The organism is Vibrio sp. Vb2960 (genome assembly GCF_033337665.1).
GTDB lineage: Bacteria > Pseudomonadota > Gammaproteobacteria > Enterobacterales > Vibrionaceae > Vibrio > Vibrio alginolyticus.
Map to the genome: position 1 here is coordinate 175,844 of NZ_JAWORD010000008.1, position 18,875 is coordinate 194,718.

The 18,875-nt window shown below is 45.5% G+C and carries 17 protein-coding genes; 2 read left to right on the forward strand and 15 right to left on the reverse strand.

Going from position 1 to position 18,875, the window contains the following annotated elements:
• Window positions 1-170: 170 nt before the first annotated feature.
• The 10 genes from ybeD to leuS form a co-directional block, all read right to left on the reverse strand.
• Complete coding sequence (ybeD, locus tag R7O03_RS09385; protein ID WP_005384135.1) at window positions 171-449, reverse strand: DUF493 family protein YbeD; 279 nt, start codon at window positions 447-449, stop codon at window positions 171-173.
• A gap of 139 nt (window positions 450-588) precedes the next feature.
• Window positions 589-1,767 carry a serine hydrolase gene (locus R7O03_RS09390; RefSeq protein WP_005384132.1) on the reverse strand — a complete coding sequence of 393 codons (1,179 nt, stop codon included), beginning with the start codon at window positions 1,765-1,767 and terminating at the stop codon, window positions 589-591.
• Between the two features lie 91 nt (window positions 1,768-1,858).
• On the reverse strand, window positions 1,859-2,662 hold the full coding sequence (locus R7O03_RS09395) for a septal ring lytic transglycosylase RlpA family protein (RefSeq protein ID WP_017635670.1): 804 nt from the start codon (window positions 2,660-2,662) through the stop codon (window positions 1,859-1,861).
• A gap of 2 nt (window positions 2,663-2,664) precedes the next feature.
• A complete protein-coding gene (gene rodA / locus R7O03_RS09400) occupies window positions 2,665-3,786 on the reverse strand; it encodes a rod shape-determining protein RodA (RefSeq protein WP_005373004.1) in 1,122 nt (373 codons plus the stop codon).
• Entirely contained in the window at window positions 3,786-5,702 is a 1,917-nt protein-coding gene (gene mrdA, locus R7O03_RS09405; RefSeq protein ID WP_005384126.1) for a penicillin-binding protein 2, read from the reverse strand. The genes rodA and mrdA overlap by 1 nt, the downstream gene beginning before the upstream one ends.
• A 29-nt stretch (window positions 5,703-5,731) precedes the next feature.
• Complete coding sequence (gene rlmH, locus R7O03_RS09410; protein WP_017821762.1) at window positions 5,732-6,202, reverse strand: 23S rRNA (pseudouridine(1915)-N(3))-methyltransferase RlmH; 471 nt, start codon at window positions 6,200-6,202, stop codon at window positions 5,732-5,734.
• A 4-nt stretch (window positions 6,203-6,206) separates the two neighbouring features.
• Complete coding sequence (gene rsfS / locus R7O03_RS09415) at window positions 6,207-6,524, reverse strand: ribosome silencing factor (RefSeq protein WP_005373015.1); 318 nt, start codon at window positions 6,522-6,524, stop codon at window positions 6,207-6,209.
• Between the two features lie 88 nt (window positions 6,525-6,612).
• The gene (holA, locus tag R7O03_RS09420) at window positions 6,613-7,632 is read right to left on the reverse strand and encodes a DNA polymerase III subunit delta (RefSeq protein WP_318131682.1); all 1,020 of its coding nucleotides are present in this window, start codon (window positions 7,630-7,632) and stop codon (window positions 6,613-6,615) included.
• Between the two features lie 5 nt (window positions 7,633-7,637).
• Entirely contained in the window at window positions 7,638-8,177 is a 540-nt protein-coding gene (gene lptE, locus R7O03_RS09425) for an LPS assembly lipoprotein LptE (RefSeq protein ID WP_005373019.1), read from the reverse strand.
• 152 nt (window positions 8,178-8,329) lie between these two features.
• Window positions 8,330-10,903, reverse strand: coding sequence for a leucine--tRNA ligase (gene leuS / locus R7O03_RS09430; protein WP_005391313.1), 2,574 nt, complete (start codon window positions 10,901-10,903; stop codon window positions 8,330-8,332).
• A 153-nt stretch (window positions 10,904-11,056) separates the two neighbouring features.
• Between leuS and R7O03_RS09435 the strand changes: the two genes are divergently transcribed.
• Complete coding sequence (locus R7O03_RS09435) at window positions 11,057-11,527, forward strand: zinc ribbon-containing protein (RefSeq protein ID WP_005373024.1); 471 nt, start codon at window positions 11,057-11,059, stop codon at window positions 11,525-11,527.
• 84 nt (window positions 11,528-11,611) lie between these two features.
• Here the strand turns inward: R7O03_RS09435 and lnt are convergent, their stop codons facing one another.
• From lnt to miaB, 5 genes are all read right to left on the reverse strand, one after another.
• The gene (gene lnt, locus R7O03_RS09440) at window positions 11,612-13,129 is read right to left on the reverse strand and encodes an apolipoprotein N-acyltransferase (protein ID WP_203345953.1); all 1,518 of its coding nucleotides are present in this window, start codon (window positions 13,127-13,129) and stop codon (window positions 11,612-11,614) included.
• 33 nt (window positions 13,130-13,162) lie between these two features.
• Window positions 13,163-14,062 carry a CNNM family magnesium/cobalt transport protein CorC gene (gene corC / locus R7O03_RS09445; protein ID WP_005384118.1) on the reverse strand — a complete coding sequence of 300 codons (900 nt, stop codon included), beginning with the start codon at window positions 14,060-14,062 and terminating at the stop codon, window positions 13,163-13,165.
• Between the two features lie 105 nt (window positions 14,063-14,167).
• Window positions 14,168-14,632, reverse strand: coding sequence for an rRNA maturation RNase YbeY (gene ybeY / locus R7O03_RS09450; RefSeq protein WP_005373030.1), 465 nt, complete (start codon window positions 14,630-14,632; stop codon window positions 14,168-14,170).
• A gap of 2 nt (window positions 14,633-14,634) precedes the next feature.
• Entirely contained in the window at window positions 14,635-15,732 is a 1,098-nt protein-coding gene (locus R7O03_RS09455) for a PhoH family protein (RefSeq protein ID WP_005373033.1), read from the reverse strand.
• 73 nt (window positions 15,733-15,805) lie between these two features.
• A complete protein-coding gene (miaB, locus tag R7O03_RS09460; RefSeq protein ID WP_005373038.1) occupies window positions 15,806-17,230 on the reverse strand; it encodes a tRNA (N6-isopentenyl adenosine(37)-C2)-methylthiotransferase MiaB in 1,425 nt (474 codons plus the stop codon).
• 257 nt (window positions 17,231-17,487) lie between these two features.
• On the opposite strand from miaB, the gene R7O03_RS09465 reads away from it, so the two are divergent.
• Window positions 17,488-18,666 carry a 2-octaprenyl-3-methyl-6-methoxy-1,4-benzoquinol hydroxylase gene (locus R7O03_RS09465; protein ID WP_213903845.1) on the forward strand — a complete coding sequence of 393 codons (1,179 nt, stop codon included), beginning with the start codon at window positions 17,488-17,490 and terminating at the stop codon, window positions 18,664-18,666.
• Window positions 18,667-18,875: the final 209 nt, after the last annotated feature.

Sequence of the window (18,875 nt, forward strand, 5' to 3'; positions counted from 1 at the left end):
TCCTGTTGCTAATATATAAAGTTTTTGGATTATAAACCGGATAACCCTGATGCTCTACCGCTGAGTAACAGATTTTTAACTGAAAGCGATGTAAAGTTTTGTTATCTGGTTGATAAATAAAAAGAAAGCAGCCGAAGCTGCTTTCAAAAAAAATTTAATCTATCAAAAAATTATAGAACCATGCGCACGATGTCAATTTCACCTAACTCTTTGTATAGCGTCTCAACTTGCTCGATAGAGGTTGCAGTGATGTTGATTGATACAGAGTGGTAGTTGCCCTTAGCACTTGGTTTAACGGTCGGGCTGTAGTCACCTGGAGCATGGCGCTGAATAACTTCAAGAACAAGCTCTGGAAGTTCAGGTTTTGCATGACCCATTACCTTGTAAGTAAATGAACAAGGGAACTCAAGCAGGTCTTTTAATTTTGCATCAGAGTTGATGGTTAGCATATCGATAACTCCAGTAGATATTCGTTGCGGTGCGAAATAGTACAGTCAAATTAGGGGGAACTCAAGACGAGGATCTCAAACTTAAAAAGCCGCCCTTTCAGGCGGCTTTGCGAATAAGTTTGCTACTCTAACTTCCTTCTTAGAAGAAGCTCTTGAATAACAATACGATGTAATCCCACATGCGGCTAAATAGACTACCTTGCTCTACGGTTTCTAGTGCCATTAGTGGGTATTCGGCAATATCTTCACCATCGATCTGATAGTATAGCTTACCAACTACATCACCTTTATTAATTGGGGCTTCTAGCTCTTTTTCAAGGACGAAGCTGGCTTTTAGGTTTTTCGCTTCACCACGCGGTAGTGTTACGTAAGTATCTTGGTCAAGACCCAGTGCTACGGTGTCTTTGTTACCCATCCACACTTTTTCTTCTACGAACGTTTCACCTGCTTTGTGCGGTGCCACTGTTTCGAAGAAACGGAAGCCGTAGCTTAGCAGCTTTTTGCTTTCTGACTTACGAGCATTGGCATCTTTAGTACCCATAACGACCGCAACCAAGCGCATTTGACCTTCAGTTGCTGAACTTACTAGGCTGTAACCCGCATTACTTGTGTGACCCGTTTTGATGCCGTCAACGTTCATGCTCTTATCCCAAAGTAGACCGTTACGGTTGTATTGGGTGATGCCGTTGTAAGTAAATTTCTTCTCTGAGTACACTCGGTACTCATTTGGTACGTCACGGATAAGTGCTTTACCTAGCAGTGCCATGTCGTATGGTGTTGAGTACAATTCTGCGTTATCTAAGCCATGAACGTTGGCAAAGTGCGAGTTAGTCATACCCAATGTGTTGGCCCAAGCGTTCATTAGGTCAACAAATGCATCTTCTGAACCTGCAATATGTTCTGCCATCGCAACACAGGCATCGTTACCTGACTGGACGATGATACCTCGGTTCAGGTCACGTACTTTAACTGTTGTGCCTACTTCAATGAACATCTTTGATGAATCAGGGAAGTTTTTCGCCCACGCATTTTTACTGATGGTGACATCATCATCTTCTGAGATATTACCACGCGCTAGCTCTTGGCCGATTACATAGCTGGTCATCATCTTAGTCAGACTAGCTGGAGACAATTTTGTGTTCATCTCTTTCTCTGCCAGTACTTTACCTGAATGGTAATCCATCAGCACGTAGCCCTTCGCCGCGATTTGAGGGGCATCTGGAACAACGATAGGTGATGCAAGAGCAGATTGAGCGAAAGTTGCAGAAAGGGCAACCGAAGAAACGAGAATAGATTTCACAAACTTATTTTTATTCATGGTAATTCAAATTTTTGGGTTAACTGCAGACATCTTATCAGAATCCCTAGTTATGTAAGAGGGGGATCAAAGAGAAATTCATGACACGAGGTCATTTGGCAGTGTTGTGTTTTTTAATAAATGCAGACGAATAGCCGAGCAACTTTACTTTATCTAATGTGGCTTGCGTCAGGGAATAGTCAGTAAATGGCCCTAACAACAAGCGATAAGACTCTTTCGCACTCTCTAGGAAAGTTTCTGTATCCAATTTTTGACCAAGCTCGGTACCTAAAGTTCGCGCGCGTTCTTCATTTTTTGATGATGCCACTTGAATAACGTACCTAGGGTGTGCTTCTAATGACTTTTTGTCCGTTGGCTGATTGATACTGATCACTTCAATTTCCACGTTCGCGGTGCCTGTTTTTATGACATCTAACTTGTGCGCGGCGGCATAGCTTAAATCAATGATACGGCCATCGTGAAAAGGACCTCGGTCATTAACTCGTACTATGGTGGTTTTGCCGTTGTCAGTATTGGTAACTTTTACGTAACTTGGTAACGGTAGCGTTTTATGCGCTGCCGTCATTGAGTACATGTCATAGATTTCGCCATTAGAAGTCAAATGACCTTGGAATTTTTTCCCATACCAAGATGCGCGGCCTTTTTCTTTAAAGCCTTTCGCATTGCGAACTATTTTGTAGTCTTTGCCACGCAAGTGGTAATCTTTGTTCCCACCTAGGCTGTACGGTTCATATTTAGGATGCGCATCCTCGATGTGTTCGACTGAAAGCGGTGTATCCGGTGCAACATCGGATTCGAGTTCGTAACGGCCTTCTTGTTCTTTTTGGCTAGTTGATGAACAGCCTGCCAAAATAAGAGCAGAGAAAACCAAGGAATATAAAGCGCGTTTTTGCATGTCTAGGTCGCCTTAGAGAATGCTTTTCGGTGCGTATGAATCGACATCAGAATACCAAAACCAGCCATCAAGGTTACCATTGATGTGCCGCCATAACTGATGAGTGGCAACGGTACACCTACTACAGGTAGGATGCCACTTACCATGCCAATATTTACAAAAATATACACGAAGAAGCTGAGTACAATACTGCCTGCCATCATTCGTCCAAATGCGGTTTGCGCTTGGCTGGCGAGATATAAACCTCGTCCAATAATAAATAGATAGATGGCTAAAAGGCAAAGGAAGCCAATCATACCCCATTCTTCAGCAATTACTGCAAAGATAAAGTCAGTGTGTCGTTCAGGAAGAAATTCTAGTTGTGACTGCGTACCTTGCAACCAACCTTTGCCGGAAATACCGCCGGAGCCAATCGCAATTTTACTCTGAATAATGTGGTAGCCCGCTCCTAGCGGATCAGATTCCGGGTTAAATAGAGTACGAACTCGCACTTTTTGATACTCTCGCATCAAGAAAAACCACAGAATTGGAATGAAACCACCTAATGCAATCGCAGCACCAGCAATTATTTTCCAGCTAATGCCGGCGAGGAAGATAACAAAAATACCGGAAGCGGCGATCAGGATCGAGGTACCTAAGTCAGGCTGCTTTGCAATGAGAATGGTTGGTAAGCAGACCATAATCAGTGCAACAATGAGTGTTTTTAGCGTTGGTGGAAGGGGCTGTCTACCGACATAGCGAGCCACCATTAATGGCACCGCGAGCTTCAATAGCTCTGACGGTTGAAAGCGCACAAAACCGAGGTTAAGCCAACGCTGCGCGCCTTTCGATGCTTCACCGAAAAACAGCACGCCGAAAAGCAGTATAACGCCACCAACGAACATCAAAGGTGCCAAGCTTTCGTAAGTTCGTGGAGAAAGCTGTGCAAGGACGAGCATCACAACGAGTGAAAGCACCATTCGCATGGCTTGGCGATCCATCATCAGTAAACTTTGGCCACTGGCGCTGTACATGATCACCAGGCCAAACCCCATCAGGGCCAGTATGCCAAGTAGGAGTGGTAAGTCGATATGGAAGCGTTCAAACAGGGCGCGATTTTTACCTGTAGAGGGATCCATCTTCATTACTGTTTTACCTCTTTCTTCGCATTGTTTTCAGGCTCAATTTCTTCTGGACCAAGAACGACTCGGTCAAAAATTTTCCTTACTACTGGGGCACCGTTACTAGAACCACCACCGGCATTTTCTAGTACTACAGTGACGACCACTTTAGGATCATCAAATGGTGCAAAGCCAGTAAATAACGCATGGTCACGTAAGTGCTCGGCGATCTCATCGGCGTTGTACTCTTCGTTTTCACCCAGACCGAAGACCTGTGCAGTACCTGATTTACCCGCTGTTTCATAATTCATTTTGTAGAATGAGCGGCGAGCTGTTCCGCGCGTGCCATGGTTTACCCGACGCATGCCCTCTTTCGCCATATCCCAGTACTTTTTAGGCACATTCTTGATTGGTGGGTAAGTCACGTATTCTGTCGTTTGCTGCTCTTCGAAGTCGTTACCATTTTCTATCGTCGCTTTGAGCAAGTGAGGTGCGATCACTTCTCCCTCGTTTACTAATACGGAGGTTGCTTTGGCGATTTGCATTGGTGTTGCTGTCCAATATCCTTGGCCGATACCTACAGGGATCGTATCACCTTTATACCATGGGGTTTTATGGCGAGACATTTTCCAGTCACGAGTCGGCATATTCGCCTTACTTTCTTCGTAGATATCAATGCCAGTGTAATCACCAAAACCGAACATCATCATCCAATTCGAAATACGGTCAATACCCATGTCATAAGCGATTTGATAGTAGAAGGTATCAACAGACTCTTCGATCGACTTAATGATATCGACGCGCCCGTGTCCCCAACGCAACCAGTCACGAAACGGGCGTGTGTTGGAGTTTGGTATGCGCCAATAACCAGGGTCATTTCGTGTGGTGTTAGGTGTGACGACACCTTCTTGCAGCGCGGCTACCGCCATAAATGGTTTGATGGTAGACGCAGGAGGGTAAATGCCAAGTGTAGTGCGGTTGACCAAAGGACGGTTTTTATCGTTCAAAAGGGCGCGATAGTCTTTACCTGAGATTCCGTGCACGAACGAGTTAGGATCGTAGCTAGGGCTCGAAACCATAGCCAGTACGCCGTTGTCTCTAGGATCGATTACTACAGCACTGCCTCTGCGGCCATCCAATAATTGGTGTACGTACAACTGCAAGTTGATATCAAGGTTTAAAACGATGTCTTTTCCGGGTACAGGTGGAACGTACTTTAACGTACGAATTACTCGGCCGCGGCTGTTTACCTCGACTTCTTGATATCCGGCTGTACCGTGTAAGAGGTCTTCGTAGTATTTTTCAATACCCAGCTTACCAATGTCGCGAGTGGCTTGATAGTTTGCGTCTTTTTCTTCTCGGATCAGGCGCTGCATGTCGCGATCATTGATTCGAGAAACGTAACCAATCACGTGGGTTAAGACTTCGCTGAAAGGGTAGTAGCGCTTTAAGGTCGCACTTATTTCCACACCCGGAAAGCGGTACTGATTGACGGAGAATACCGCTACTTGTTTTTCGTTCAGTTGGGTAAGCAGTGGGACCGATTTAAATCGACGAGTCCGTTTACGCTCGTGGTGGAAACGTTCAATCTGGTCTGGTGTAATTTCCAGAATAGTTTGTAATTCTTGGATGGTTGCATCAATGTCTTTAATTTTTTCTGGGGTCAGTTCTAAGTTAAAGACGGGACGGTTCTCTGCCAGTAAAACGCCATTTCGGTCATAAATTAGACCTCGGTTAGGCGCGATAGGCACCACTTTGATGCGGTTATCGTTCGAGCGGGTTTGATAGTCTTGAAACTGGTTCACCTGAATGTTGTACATGTTGGCAACCAGAGCTCCCATCAAGACAACAATGCCGATAAAAGCAACAATAGCGCGGCTGGCAAACAGACGCGCTTCGGCTTGATAATCTCGGATTTGACTGCGGCGTTTACGAATCATTAACGCTTGGCTCTAAAGTTAAACAACGATTATTCGCGATGATAAGGGTGGTTAGCGGTGATGCTCCACGCTCGGTACAAGCTTTCTGCCATTACGATACGCACTAGAGGGTGGGGTAGCGTTAAGGCAGACAATGACCAGCTTTGGTCTGCTGCAGCTTTGCATGCAGGAGCGAGTCCTTCAGGACCGCCGATTAATATTGATACATCACGGCCATCTAATTTCCAAGCTTCTAACTGCTCAGCGAGTTGAGGAGTGTCCCATTTTTTACCTGGGATATCTAACGTGACGATACGGTTGCCTTTTGGTACCGCCGCGAGCATCGCTTCTCCTTCTTTTTGCAGGATGCGAGCGATATCGGCATTCTTACCACGCTTGCCAGCAGAGATTTCAATCAACTCCAACGGCATATCATGCGGGAAACGGCGACGATATTCTTGAAAGCCTTCCTCAACCCATTTTGGCATTTTTGTGCCAACAGCAATTAGTTGAATTTTCAAAAGATTAACCCCAGAGTTTTTCTAGCTGGTAGAGTTCGCGGTGCTCTTCTTGCATCACGTGAAGCATGGCGTCGCCCATATCTAGGACTACCCATTCACCTTCGTTTTCACCTTCCATTCCTAGTGGCTCAAGACCGGCTTTTTTCACTTCTGTTGCAACATGGTCAGCGATGGATGAAACGTGGCGTTTGGATGTACCAGTACAGATGATCATGTAATCTGTCACGCTTGATTTATCTTCCACATTTAGGACGATAATGTCTTCCGCTTTCATGTCGTCGGCTTTATCAGCTAAAAAGTCTTTCAGTTCTTCGCGAAGCACTCGGTTTTCCTCGGTTTGTCTCTTATCTCTACAGTGTTTTACATTCTTGCTTGCAAAACAGGTCGCGCACTATATCACGCTTTGATTTTTAAATTGCCAGCTTAATATCAGGAGAGCAGGTTTCTAAGCTCAACTGATGAATAGTTGGCCATACAGACTCGTCATACTGAGTTTTGGCTTTTATCTCGGCTTGAGCCAACAAGGAGAGCAATGCACAAATACGACTCGCTGATAAGCGGGTCAGTGCTGCGTTATAGAGTGGACGCTTGTTTTGCCAAACTCGATATTTCTCAAATACCTGGTTCATTCCCATTTGACTTAAGTCTTGATGCATATTTAAAAGTTGGCTCAACTCTTTTTGTACACTTCGAATCAAGATCACGGTCTCAACCCCTTCCGCCTCAAGTTGGCGAAGAATACGTTGTGTACGGTTTGCTTTACCTGCCAGTAAGGCGTCGATCCAGTTAAAGGTAGTGAAGTGGTTATGGCGACTTAGGGCTTCCTCTAAACGTATGATGGTAAGCTCACCATCCGGGTAGAGCAGGGCCAATTTCTCTAAGCTTTGTGTCAATGCAAATAGGTTACCTTCATGCCATTGAGCCAACATTTGCAGTGATTGCTGATCGGGTTTTAGTCCCAACGTGCGGCAACGTGTCTGAATGAACATCGGTAGGCGTTGAAGGTCTGGCGACAAACAGCTTACCCAGTCGCCTTTTGAGCTTAATGCTTTGAACCATTTCGCATTTTCTTGGGCTTTGGTCAGTTTGCTACCAACAATGACGAGCATGATGTCATCATGAAGCATATCACACAGTGTTTGCAGCTCTTTGCTGACGGCGGTTGTCACGCCACTCTCTGGAATTTCAAGCTCGATCAATTGACGGTTTGAGAACAGGCTCATCGCTTGGAAGCAATCGTAAACTTGATTCCAGTCGATGCTTGCGTCTACCGCAAAACGGTGTTTTTCCTCAAAACCTTGCTGAAACGCTGCCTTTTGGATTGCTTGGCGGCTCTCTTGAATCAGTAACGGCTCATTACCAAAGATTAAGTAAACTTGTTTAACATGTTTAGTTAAATGATCCGTTAATTTATCGGCATAAATTCTCATAGTGATTAAGAGTTTGTGTTCGCTGGCTCAGAGATTTGTCCTGCTTCATATTCGGCACGAATACGGCCCAACTGGCGCATCATCTGTTTTGCAGCTTGCAAGCGCATCTCGTCTTCAATTACGTCACGTTCAACAGATTTTGCAAGTGCCGTCAACGGGTTGTCTAGGTAGTTGCGGTTTACTGTTGTCGTAAAGTTTTTAGAACCATAGCCAGGAATCGTCACACGGTATTTTACTACGTATGTCAGCTCTTTTTCTGCTGCACGGCTATTTTGATACAGAGACAGTGTACGCTCATCGATAGTCGCTTCCGTCAAATGAAGGTTGGGTACCGTCGATGATGGTTGAACAAGTTCAACTTTGTTCAGTTCGAGTTGAGAGCGAACATAGCGAGTTAATTCACTGTATTCATCGTAGCTGGAGAAAGACATAGTGTGCAGCTCTTCCGGTACGGAATACTCGCCGCGAAGGTGAAAACCACAGGCAGAAAGAAGCCCCGCTAATACCAATACCACTGGTAGTTTAATCAAAGAGAAAAAGCGCATTGATTGTATTCATCCTAAATTGAAGGGGTTATTTACCTTAAACCACTCATGTGAATGGTTTGAGGTAAATAAACAGGGTAGCGAACTACCCTGTTTAATGACTCTTGGTTAACAAATAAGTTCGCTAAACAGAGACAAATTGCAAGCTGTGATTAGTTTGCAACGATGTTCAGCAGTTTACCTGGAACGTAAATGACTTTACGAATAGTCAGGCCATCGGTGAACTTAACCACGTTTTCGTCGTTTAGACCAAGCTGTTCGATATCGTCTTTAGAGATATCCGCTGGGACTGTTAGCTTCGCACGTAGCTTACCGTTAACTTGAACAACGATAGTTTTTTCGTCTTCAACTAGCGCTTTTTCGTCAAACGTCGGCCATGCCGCGTTATCAATGTCTGTTTCACCTAGTGCTGCCCATAGCTCGTATGAGATATGCGGAGTGATAGGGTAAAGCATGACAACAATAGCTTTCAGTGCTTCGTCAAGGATTGCACGATCTTGCGCAGATTCTTGAGGCGCTTTCGCTAGTTTGTTCATCAGCTCCATGATCGCTGCGATCGCGGTGTTGAATGTTTGACGACGAGCGATATCGTCCGTCACTTTCGCGATAGTCTTGTGAACATCACGGCGAAGTGCTTTTTGATCACCAGAAAGCGCTGCGGTATCTACTGCTTCTGCTGCGCCTTTCGCTGTGTGCTCTTTCACTAGTTTCCAAACACGTTTTAGGAAGCGGTTCGCACCTTCTACGCCAGACTCTTGCCATTCAAGTGTCATGTCCGCTGGAGACGCGAACATCATGAATAGACGTACTGTGTCAGCGCCGTACTTGTCTACCATTTCTTGAGGGTCGATACCGTTGTTCTTAGACTTAGACATCTTGATCATGCCTGAGTGCGTTACATCACGACCTTCAGTGTCTTTAGCAGAAGTTATGCGGCCTTTACCATCACGTTCAACGGCTACGTCTGTTGGAGCTACCCACTCTTTGCCGCCTTTCTCGTTCTCGAAGTAGAACGCATCAGCCAGTACCATGCCTTGACACAGTAGTTGCTTGAACGGTTCGTCAGAAGTTACGTAACCCGCATCGCGCAGTAGTTTGTGGAAGAAGCGTGAGTACAGTAGGTGCATACAAGCGTGCTCGATACCACCGATGTACTGGTCTACTGGTAGCCAGTAGTTTGCTTTTTCTGGGTCTAGGATGTCGTCCGCTTGTGGTGAACAGTAACGCGCGTAGTACCAAGAAGATTCCATGAACGTATCGAACGTATCTGTCTCACGTAGAGCAGGTTCGCCGTTAAAGGTTGTCTTCGCCCACTCTTTGTCTGCTTTGATTGGGCTCGTTACGCCGTCCATTACTACGTCTTCTGGAAGAATCACTGGTAGTTGGTCAGCAGGTACTGGGTGAACTTCACCGTCTTCAGTGGTTACCATTGGGATTGGCGCACCCCAATAACGTTGACGAGATACACCCCAGTCGCGTAGACGGAAGTTTACAGTCTTAGTGCCTTTGCCCTCTGCTTCTAGCTTCGCTGCAATTGCATCGAACGCCGCTTGGAATTCTAGGCCATCGAATTCACCGGAATCGAACAGTACACCTTTCTCTGTGTATGCCGCTTCAGAGATGTCTAGCTCGCTGCCATCAGCAGGCTTGATAACTGGCACGATGTCTAGACCGTACTTCGTTGCGAACTCGTAGTCACGTTGGTCGTGCGCAGGTACAGCCATTACCGCGCCTGTACCGTAGTCCATCAGTACGAAGTTTGCTACGTATACTGGTACTTCGCGGCCGTTCAATGGATGAATAGCAGTAAGGCCAGTCGCCATACCTTTCTTCTCCATTGTCGCTAGCTCAGCTTCTGCAACCTTGTTGTTCTTACATTCGTCGATAAACGCTGCAAGCTCTGGATTGTTCTCTGCTGCAAGAGCTGCAAGAGGGTGACCAGCTGCGATACCCACGTAAGTCACACCCATTAGCGTATCTGGACGTGTTGTGTAAACTTCTAGGTCTTGTTGCCCCTTAACTTCAAACTTCAGTTCAACACCTTCAGAACGACCAATCCAGTTGCGCTGCATGGTTTTTACCATTTCAGGCCAACCTTCAAGCTTATCTAGGTCGTCTAGTAGCTCTTGAGCGTATTCAGTGATTTTGATGAACCATTGAGGGATTTCTTTTTGCTCTACAGGCGTATCACAACGCCAGCAACAACCGTCTTCAACCTGCTCGTTTGCAAGAACAGTTTGGTCGTTAGGACACCAGTTAACAGAAGAAGTCTTTTTGTAAACTAAACCTTTCTCGTAAAGTTTAGTGAAGAACTCTTGTTCCCAGCGGTAGTACTCCGGTGTACATGTTGCGAATTCACGGTTCCAATCGTAACCAAAGCCTAGAAGCTTAAGTTGGTTCTTCATGTATTCGATGTTTTCGTAAGTCCAAGGTGCTGGCGCAGTTTTGTTTTTTACTGCTGCGTTTTCTGCAGGTAGACCGAATGCGTCCCAACCGATTGGTTGCATCACGTTTTTGCCTTGTAGGCGTTGGAAACGAGATACTACATCACCGATAGTGTAGTTGCGCACGTGACCCATGTGCAGTCGACCACTTGGGTATGGGAACATGGACAGACAGTAGAATTTTTCTTTATTTGGGTCTTCACTTACAACAAAGGTTTTGTTGTCATCCCAGTGCTTTTGAACTTTTTGTTCAATATCTTGTGGGTTGTATTGTTCTTGCATCGATGGTATCCGTTATCTTGGAATTTGTGAGTTCGGTTAGAACAGACTTAAATAGATCGTCATAGAATACCTAAAGCTAGGGATCACAACAATAGCCAATCTGTACCCATGCGCCCTTAAGTGACGCAGGTAGGAGAAAGATGGAGGTCAGTTATGCCTAAACGTAAAACAGGTTATGAGGAAATGCTCGAGGATGTGATTGAAACCTTGAAGCACAGTCCGGAAGAAGTTAACAAAGCGATTGAGACGTCGGGCAAAGTGGTGGATGCTGCTAATGACTTGACCAAAGATGAATTGGCTTTAATCAAAGCGTACCTTAAAGCAGACTTAAAAGAGTTTTCAGAGAGTTACGAGGATAGCAAAAGCGGCCCGTTTTACTTAACGATTGCGGACTCGATATGGCAAGGGCTGTTAGAGATTACTGACCGAACTAAAGTTGAGTGGGTTGAGTTGTTCGATGACTTAGAGCATCAAGGGCTATATGAAGCAGGAGAGGTGATAGGCTTAGGCACTTTAGTCTGTGATGAATGTGGTCACAAGACAACGTATAACCACCCAACTGTAATCATTCCGTGTATTAAATGTGGTCACAAAGGCTTTACTCGTCAGTCATTAAAGCCATAAATGGCGCGTAACGACAGTATAATGCTATGAATAAAAAAGAGGCTTAGTCGCCTCTTTTTTGTCTTTTCTACTTTCAAGCTGTTATCAGCTCTGTTTTCTTCTTAAGCCGAGCGCCAGCGCTAAACTTAACCCAACCCAAATATACAATGGCCAAGTACCAACGATTCGATATGGCGTTTGTCCATTGGTTGGGGTGAGCTCTGCGCGCAGTACTGCAGTTTCAAACTGCGGTACTTGCTCAACGATTTTACCTTTGTGATCGGTTACCGCTGTTAATCCGTTGTTAGTCGAGCGGATGAGCGGTTTACCTAACTCTAAGGCACGCATACGGGCGATCTCCATATGCTGAAGAGGACCGATAGAGTGACCAAACCATGCATCATTTGAAAGCGTTAGAATGAAGTCTGTTTCGTCAGTCACATTTTGACGCACTTGCTCATTAAAGATGATCTCATAGCAAAGCGCTGGTGCCATGTGCATGCCATTCGCAACGATGTTTGGCTGCACAAAAGCCCCACGGCTAAACGACGACATCGGTAGGTTAAAGAATGGCGCTAATGGGCGCAAAATATCTTCAAATGGTACAAACTCACCAAACGGTAGTAGGTGATGCTTATGGTAACGTTCGCTTAAATCGAAGCTGTAGTCACCGTATGGTGTGATGCCGAGGGACAGAATACTGTTGTAGAACTGTCGATCTTCAGCTTGGTTGACGACACCGGTGATGATTGCGCTGTTATTCATTTTTGCAGCGCTGTCGATATTGCTCAAAAATGAAGGCACTTCAATTTCAAAAGCGGGAATTGCTGCTTCTGGCCAAACGATAATGTCAGCATCCCAGTTTTCACGAGTTAAGTCAGCGTACTTCATGATGGTTGGCCAGCGTTGACTTGGTAGCCACTTTAGGTTTTGGTCTACGTTACCTTGAATCAGCGCGAGCTTAGTCGTGTCTTCTGGTCGGGGTGTTACCCAATCGTAGTTGCGAATCCCAAAGCCAGTACTGAGTAGCACCGCAGGGATAATCACCATCAGCCACTGCTTATGAATCCATGCATAGGCTAACGCCCCTGCGCTGATAAGGATAAATAGAGTAAGCAGTTCTACGCCGCCAACTGGTGCAAAGCTTGCGAGTGGAGCATCTATCTGGCTATAGCCTAGCCATAACCAAGGGAAGCCAGTCATCACCCAACCACGTAACCAATCACTGATCAGCCATAAAGCAGGTGCAGCGAGAAGTGCTTTTGTGAGCGTAAATTGAGGAAACAGCTTGTTGTTGAGCCAAGCAAATAAGCCTGAATAAACAGCCAAGTAGGCAACAAGCAAGCCCATTAAAAATAAATTGGCAATGAGCGGCATACCGCCAAAACCGGAGATACTGACGTAAACCCAGCTAACGCCAGTTGCAAATTGACCTAACCCCCAAGCATAACCAATCCATAGTGCGCGTTTCGGAGTTTGGTTAGCAAGAAGAATCAGTAGAATTGCTGGGCTAAGAATGGCAATAGGCCACAGCTGGTAAGGAGCGAAAGCGAGTGTAGTAGAGGCGCCAACAAAAGCGGCCACTAAGGGCCGCTTAAGGCGATGAAAGAGTTCATTCATCATTGTAATTTTCTGAGATTCCCAATGGGTATCGCGTTACTCTTGAGTGGCTTCAACCAGGGTTTCTTCGTCTGGGATCGTCACTTGGAGTTGAATGACACGACGGTTATCGGCAGCGGTGACTTTGAAGTTGTAGCCTTCAATTTCAACCAGTTCACCACGAGAAGGTAAGTGACCAAAGGCAGTCATGACCATACCACCAACGGTATCAACTTCCTCATCGCTGAAGTTGGTTCCGAATGTCTCATTAAACTCTTCGATGGTTGTCAGCGCTCTGACAGCAAACGTATGCTTGCTCAGCTTACGAATGTCCGTCTCTTCACTTTCATCGAATTCATCTTCAATATCCCCGACGATTTCCTCAAGGATATCTTCAATGGTCACAAGACCAGAAACACCACCGAATTCATCGACAACAATGGCCATATGATAACGTTCTTCACGGAATTCTTTCAGCAGTCGATCAACGCGTTTACTTTCCGGTACCACAACCGCTGGTCGAATGACTTCTTCGATATCAAATGGATTACTGCCTGAGCCTAAGTATTTAAGTAAGTCCTTCGCTAGAAGTATGCCTTCCACATGGTCTTTATCTTCGCTGATCACAGGGTAGCGAGAGTGTTGAGCATCGGTAATCAAAGCAACCAAGGTATCAAGGTCGTGAGTACGCTCAACTGTAACCATTTGCGAACGCGGGATCATAATGTCACGCACACGCATTTCGGAGATTTCCATAACACCTTCGAGCATATCGCGAGTGTCATGGTCAATCAGGTCGTTAACTTCAGAGTCGCGGATAACATCCACAAGCTCTTGGCGATCTTTTGGTTCGCCCTGAAATAGTTGACCTAGACGTTCAAAGAAGGACTTTCTACTCGGACCTTCTGCCTTTTCTTTCTTATCTTCGTTAGAAGAGGGAGAATTATCTTCGTTCATTGTTTCTCAATTAAGTAACGCTATCAGAAGTGTGATAGCACACATAGAGAGGCGAACACGAGAGTCATTTAGGTGGTTCGCCTTTCCCTGTCGAGTGGCCAATAGCTACTCTTTTTCAGCAATGTAAGGATCTTCATAACCCATACCTTGCATGATTTCGGTTTCGAGGGACTCCATCTCTTCGGCTTCGTCATCCTCTATATGATCATAACCTAGCAGATGCAAGCTGCCATGTACAACCATATGCGCCCAATGTGCTAGCAGAGGCTTGCTCTGTTCAACCGCCTCTTTTTCAACAACTTGGCGGCAAATAATCAAATCACCAAGTAAATCTATTTCCATACCAGGAGGTGCTTCAAATGGAAATGACAACACATTAGTTGGTTTATCTTTGCCGCGATACTCATGGTTGAGCGTATGACTTTCTTGTTCATCAACAATACGAATGGTGACTTCGGCTTGTGGTTGGAAGAGAGGAATGGTCTTATCTAGCCACAATTGGAAATCTTGCTGCGAAGGCAAACCTTCTTCATTTTCGACTGCCAGTTGCAGATCAAGTTCAATCGCCATGGTTATTCCTTAGTTGAAGCAACTTGTGCATTCAGTTCGGCTTTTGCTGCTTCTAGTAACTTCGCATCGCGTTCTTCACGACGGCGTTTCTCGAACTCTTTACGCTCTTTCTGGTCTTGTGCTTCCCACTTCTCGTACGCGTTAACGATACGAGCAACCACAGGGTGACGTACAACGTCGTCGGCCAAGAAGAAGTTAAAGCTGATGTCGTCAACTTCGCTTAGTACTTCAATAGCATGACGAAGACCCGATTTCGCACCACGAGGTAAGTCAATCTGCGTGACATCACCAGTGATAACCGCGCGAGAGTTAAAACCAATACGTGTTAGGAACATCTTCATCTGCTCAACAGTGGTGTTTTGACTCTCATCAAGAATGATGAAGGCGTCGTTTAGAGTACGACCACGCATGTAAGCAAGAGGGGCGACCTCAATCACGTTACGTTCAATCAGCTTCTCTACGCGCTCAAAGCCCAGCATTTCAAATAGGGCGTCGTATAGCGGACGTAGGTATGGGTCGACTTTCTGGCTTAAATCACCAGGTAGGAAGCCCAATTTCTCACCAGCTTCAACCGCTGGACGAGTAAGTAGAATACGACGGATCTCTTGGCGCTCTAGTGCGTCAACAGCTGCTGCTACAGCAAGGTAGGTTTTACCTGTACCAGCCGGGCCAATACCAAAAGAAATATCATGCGTGACCATGTTAACCAAGTACTGCGCTTGGTTTGGCGTACGTGGTTTGATCACACCTTTCTTGGTTTTGACGAAGACTTCTTTACCATGCTCGATATTAGACTCAGTATTCTGCTCAAGAACACCAGACTCTTTGATCGCTAGATGGATTTGCTCAGGCTCAATATCTGGGATCTCACCTCGTACAGGTGCGGTATCAACATATAGAGTTTTCAGGATATCCAGCGCAGCTGATGCGGTATGAGGTTTACCGACAATCGTAAAGTGGTCACTACGGTGGTTAATTTCAACGCCTAGACGACGTTCTAAATGCTTGATGTTGTCATCGAATGGACCGCACAGGCTAGCTAGTCGGCGGTTGTCTGAAGGTTCTAGGTTAATTTCTAGAGTTACGATTTTATTGCTCAATGTTGCCTCTCATTTTTTGCCACTTAGTGAGAGCCTGATAACGACCAGGCTCTCTATGGCTATTTATACGAGCTTACGGCGTAAAAGTAGCTACACCCAGCTCATCTTCGCGACGTGTTTTCGCCATCATCTGCGTTGGGGAAATCACACTACGAAGATCCATGTCTTTTTCAGTACGTACTAGCTCACCACGCAGTGAGTTTGCAAATACGTCTACGATCTTCACATCAACGAACTGACCAATTAGGTCTGCACTACCTTCAAAGTTTACTACACGGTTGTTTTCTGTACGAGCGCGTAGTTCCATTAGGTTTTTCTTCGAAGGACCTTCAACTAGAACACGTTGTTCTGTGCCAAGCATTAAGCGAGAGTAACGCATCGCTTGAGCATTGATAGTTTGCTGTAGTTCGTAAAGGCGCTCTTTCTTCACTTGTTCTGACACATCACAAGGGTAATCCGCTGCTGGCGTACCTGGACGTGGAGAGAAAATAAAGCTGAAGCTCATGTCAAAGTCTACATCTTTGATTAGCTTCATGGTGTCTTGGAAGTCTTTGTCTGTCTCACCAGGGAAACCAACAATAAAGTCTGAACTGATTTGAATATCAGGACGAGCTTTACGCAGTTTACGGATGATCGATTTGTATTCGATAGCGGTGTGAGGGCGTTTCATCATCGTTAGGATACGGTCACTACCACTTTGCACAGGTAAGTGCAGGAAGCTCACAAGTTCTGGCGTATCTTCGTATACTGCGATGATGTCGTCTGTGAATTCTAACGGGTGGCTCGTCGTGAAACGAATACGGTCGATACCATCGATAGACGCAACCAAACGAAGCAGTTCTGCAAATGAACAGATCTCACCATCGTGCATAGGACCACGGTACGCGTTTACGTTTTGACCCAGAAGGTTTACTTCACGTACGCCTTGTTCAGCAAGTTGGGCGATTTCGAACAGTACGTCATCCATTGGACGGCTTACTTCTTCACCACGAGTGTACGGTACGACACAGTAAGTACAGTACTTAGAGCAGCCTTCCATAATAGAAACGAATGCTGTCGCACCTTCAGCGCGAGGTTCAGGTAGGCGGTCGAACTTTTCGATCTCTGGGAACGAAATGTCCATAACTGGTGCATCATCGGACTGAGATTGTTTGATCATCTCAGGTAGGCGGTGCAAAGTTTGTGGGCCAAAAATAACGTCAACGTATGGTGCACGCTCACGAATATGGTCACCTTCTTGCGTTGCTACACAACCACCTACACCGATAACTACGCCAGGTTTTTTATCTTTTAGTGTTTTCCAGCGGCCTAACTGGTGGAAAACTTTCTCTTGCGCTTTTTCACGGATCGAACAGGTGTTAAGTAGAAGTACGTCTGCTTCCTCTGGCTCTTCCGTCAGCTCGTAGCCGTTTGCAGCATTAAGCAGGTCGGCCATTTTTGATGAATCGTATTCGTTCATCTGGCAGCCCCAGGTTTTAATTAGCAGTTTCTTACTCATCTCACTTTCGCTCGTTCAGTTGTACTTAAATCGGAGAGCTATTGCTCAAATTATAGCCGCCATCACGGCGGTAAGCGGCGTATTGTACTGCTTTAAAAAGCACCTGACTAGTGATCTAGCTAATTCTCTGCAAAGCCTGATGAAATCTAGTTTTTCGCCCTATGCAGAACAAGGTTTTTTGTTAAACAATTTTGTAAAAATAGCCATGGAAAGTACAATAAAAAACGCCAATTAATCAGCACGATGAAGAGTGAAAAATGAACAAGTATGACATCGCCGTGATCGGTGGCGGTATGGTCGGGGCAGCCGTCGCTGTTGGATTTGCCAAGCAGGGCAGAAGCGTTGTCTTGGTTGAAGGTACAAAACCTAAAGTTTTTGATGCCGCTCAGGCGATGGATATTCGTGTATCTGCAATCTCGCACCAGTCGGTGGAGTTACTTGATTCACTCGGAGCATGGTCAGAGATCAAGAGCATGCGAGTTTGTCCTTATCGGCGGTTAGAAACTTGGGAGCACCCAGAGTGCCGTACTCGTTTTCACTCTGATGAATTGTCATTGGATCAGCTAGGTTACATCGTTGAAAATCGCCTAATCCAATTAGGTCTTTGGCAAGTCTTCTCTAAGTATGAAAATCTAACCGTGATGTGTCCTGAGCGATTAAAAGCCATTGAGTTTGCAGATGTAAATCTTGTGACACTAGAAAGTGGGGCGCAGTTTGAAGCTAACTGGGTGATTGGTGCTGATGGTGCAAACTCTAAAGTTCGTCAATTGGCTGGAATTGGTGTAACTGCGTGGGATTACCGACAACACTGCATGTTGATTAACGTGAAAACAGAATTGCCTCAGCAAGATATTACTTGGCAACAATTTACACCTTCAGGCCCACGTTCATTTTTACCTCTGTGCTCTTTGAGTAACGACGATGGTCAAATAGTAGGCCAAGGTTCTTTGGTTTGGTATGACTCGCCTAAACGTATTAAACAACTGTGTGCGATGGGTAAACCTCAACTAAGGGAAGAAATCTTACGTCATTTCCCTGCAGAATTAGGCGATATTGAAGTTTTACAGTTTGGCTCATTCCCACTCACTCGTCGTCATGCGCAAAGCTACTCAAGCAAAAATTGCGTATTAGTGGGTGACTCTGCCCATACGATCAACCCGCTTGCAGGGCAAGGGGTAAACTTAGGCTTCAAAGATGTAGACGTTCTCCTTTCGGTAACAGAACAACAAGAAAAGCTGGAAGATACCTTACTCGCGAAATACGAACGCGCACGTCGACCTGACAACTTACTCATGCAGACGGGCATGGACTTTTTCTATAAAGGTTTTAGCAACGATCTAGGGCCATTGAAGTTCGTACGTAATTCTGCATTGAAGCTTGCTGAAAACTCAGGGCCAATTAAGGCTCAAGTACTGAAATACGCGTTAGGTATGTAGTAAGCTACTCAAATCACAGATAGAAAAAAAGCGAGCCATGAGCTCGCTTTTTTAATTCGGCAAATCTAATGATTTCCCGAGTCCAGAACCAAAAAAAAGAAAAAACCCAGCAAAGTCATGCTGGGTTTTCCGATAATGGTGCGGAAGGAGAGACTTGAACTCTCACACCTTGCGGCGCCAGAACCTAAATCTGGTGCGTCTACCAATTC

Excerpts from the sequence above, each read along its gene's own strand:
- ybeD (WP_005384135.1), bottom strand. The coding sequence starts at position 449 with ATGCTAACCATCAACTCTGATGCAAAATTAAAAGACCTGCTTGAGTTC.
- R7O03_RS09390 (WP_005384132.1), bottom strand. The coding sequence starts at position 1,767 with ATGAATAAAAATAAGTTTGTGAAATCTATTCTCGTTTCTTCGGTTGCC.
- R7O03_RS09395 (WP_017635670.1), bottom strand. The coding sequence starts at position 2,662 with ATGCAAAAACGCGCTTTATATTCCTTGGTTTTCTCTGCTCTTATTTTG.
- rodA (WP_005373004.1), bottom strand. The coding sequence starts at position 3,786 with ATGAAGATGGATCCCTCTACAGGTAAAAATCGCGCCCTGTTTGAACGC.
- mrdA (WP_005384126.1), bottom strand. The coding sequence starts at position 5,702 with ATGATTCGTAAACGCCGCAGTCAAATCCGAGATTATCAAGCCGAAGCG.
- holA (WP_318131682.1), bottom strand. The coding sequence starts at position 7,632 with ATGAGAATTTATGCCGATAAATTAACGGATCATTTAACTAAACATGTT.
- lptE (WP_005373019.1), bottom strand. The coding sequence starts at position 8,177 with ATGCGCTTTTTCTCTTTGATTAAACTACCAGTGGTATTGGTATTAGCG.
- leuS (WP_005391313.1), bottom strand. The coding sequence starts at position 10,903 with ATGCAAGAACAATACAACCCACAAGATATTGAACAAAAAGTTCAAAAG.
- R7O03_RS09435 (WP_005373024.1), top strand. The coding sequence starts at position 11,057 with ATGCCTAAACGTAAAACAGGTTATGAGGAAATGCTCGAGGATGTGATT.
- lnt (WP_203345953.1), bottom strand. The coding sequence starts at position 13,129 with ATGATGAATGAACTCTTTCATCGCCTTAAGCGGCCCTTAGTGGCCGCT.
- corC (WP_005384118.1), bottom strand. The coding sequence starts at position 14,062 with ATGAACGAAGATAATTCTCCCTCTTCTAACGAAGATAAGAAAGAAAAG.
- ybeY (WP_005373030.1), bottom strand. The coding sequence starts at position 14,632 with ATGGCGATTGAACTTGATCTGCAACTGGCAGTCGAAAATGAAGAAGGT.
- miaB (WP_005373038.1), bottom strand. The coding sequence starts at position 17,230 with ATGAGTAAGAAACTGCTAATTAAAACCTGGGGCTGCCAGATGAACGAA.
- R7O03_RS09465 (WP_213903845.1), top strand. The coding sequence starts at position 17,488 with ATGAACAAGTATGACATCGCCGTGATCGGTGGCGGTATGGTCGGGGCA.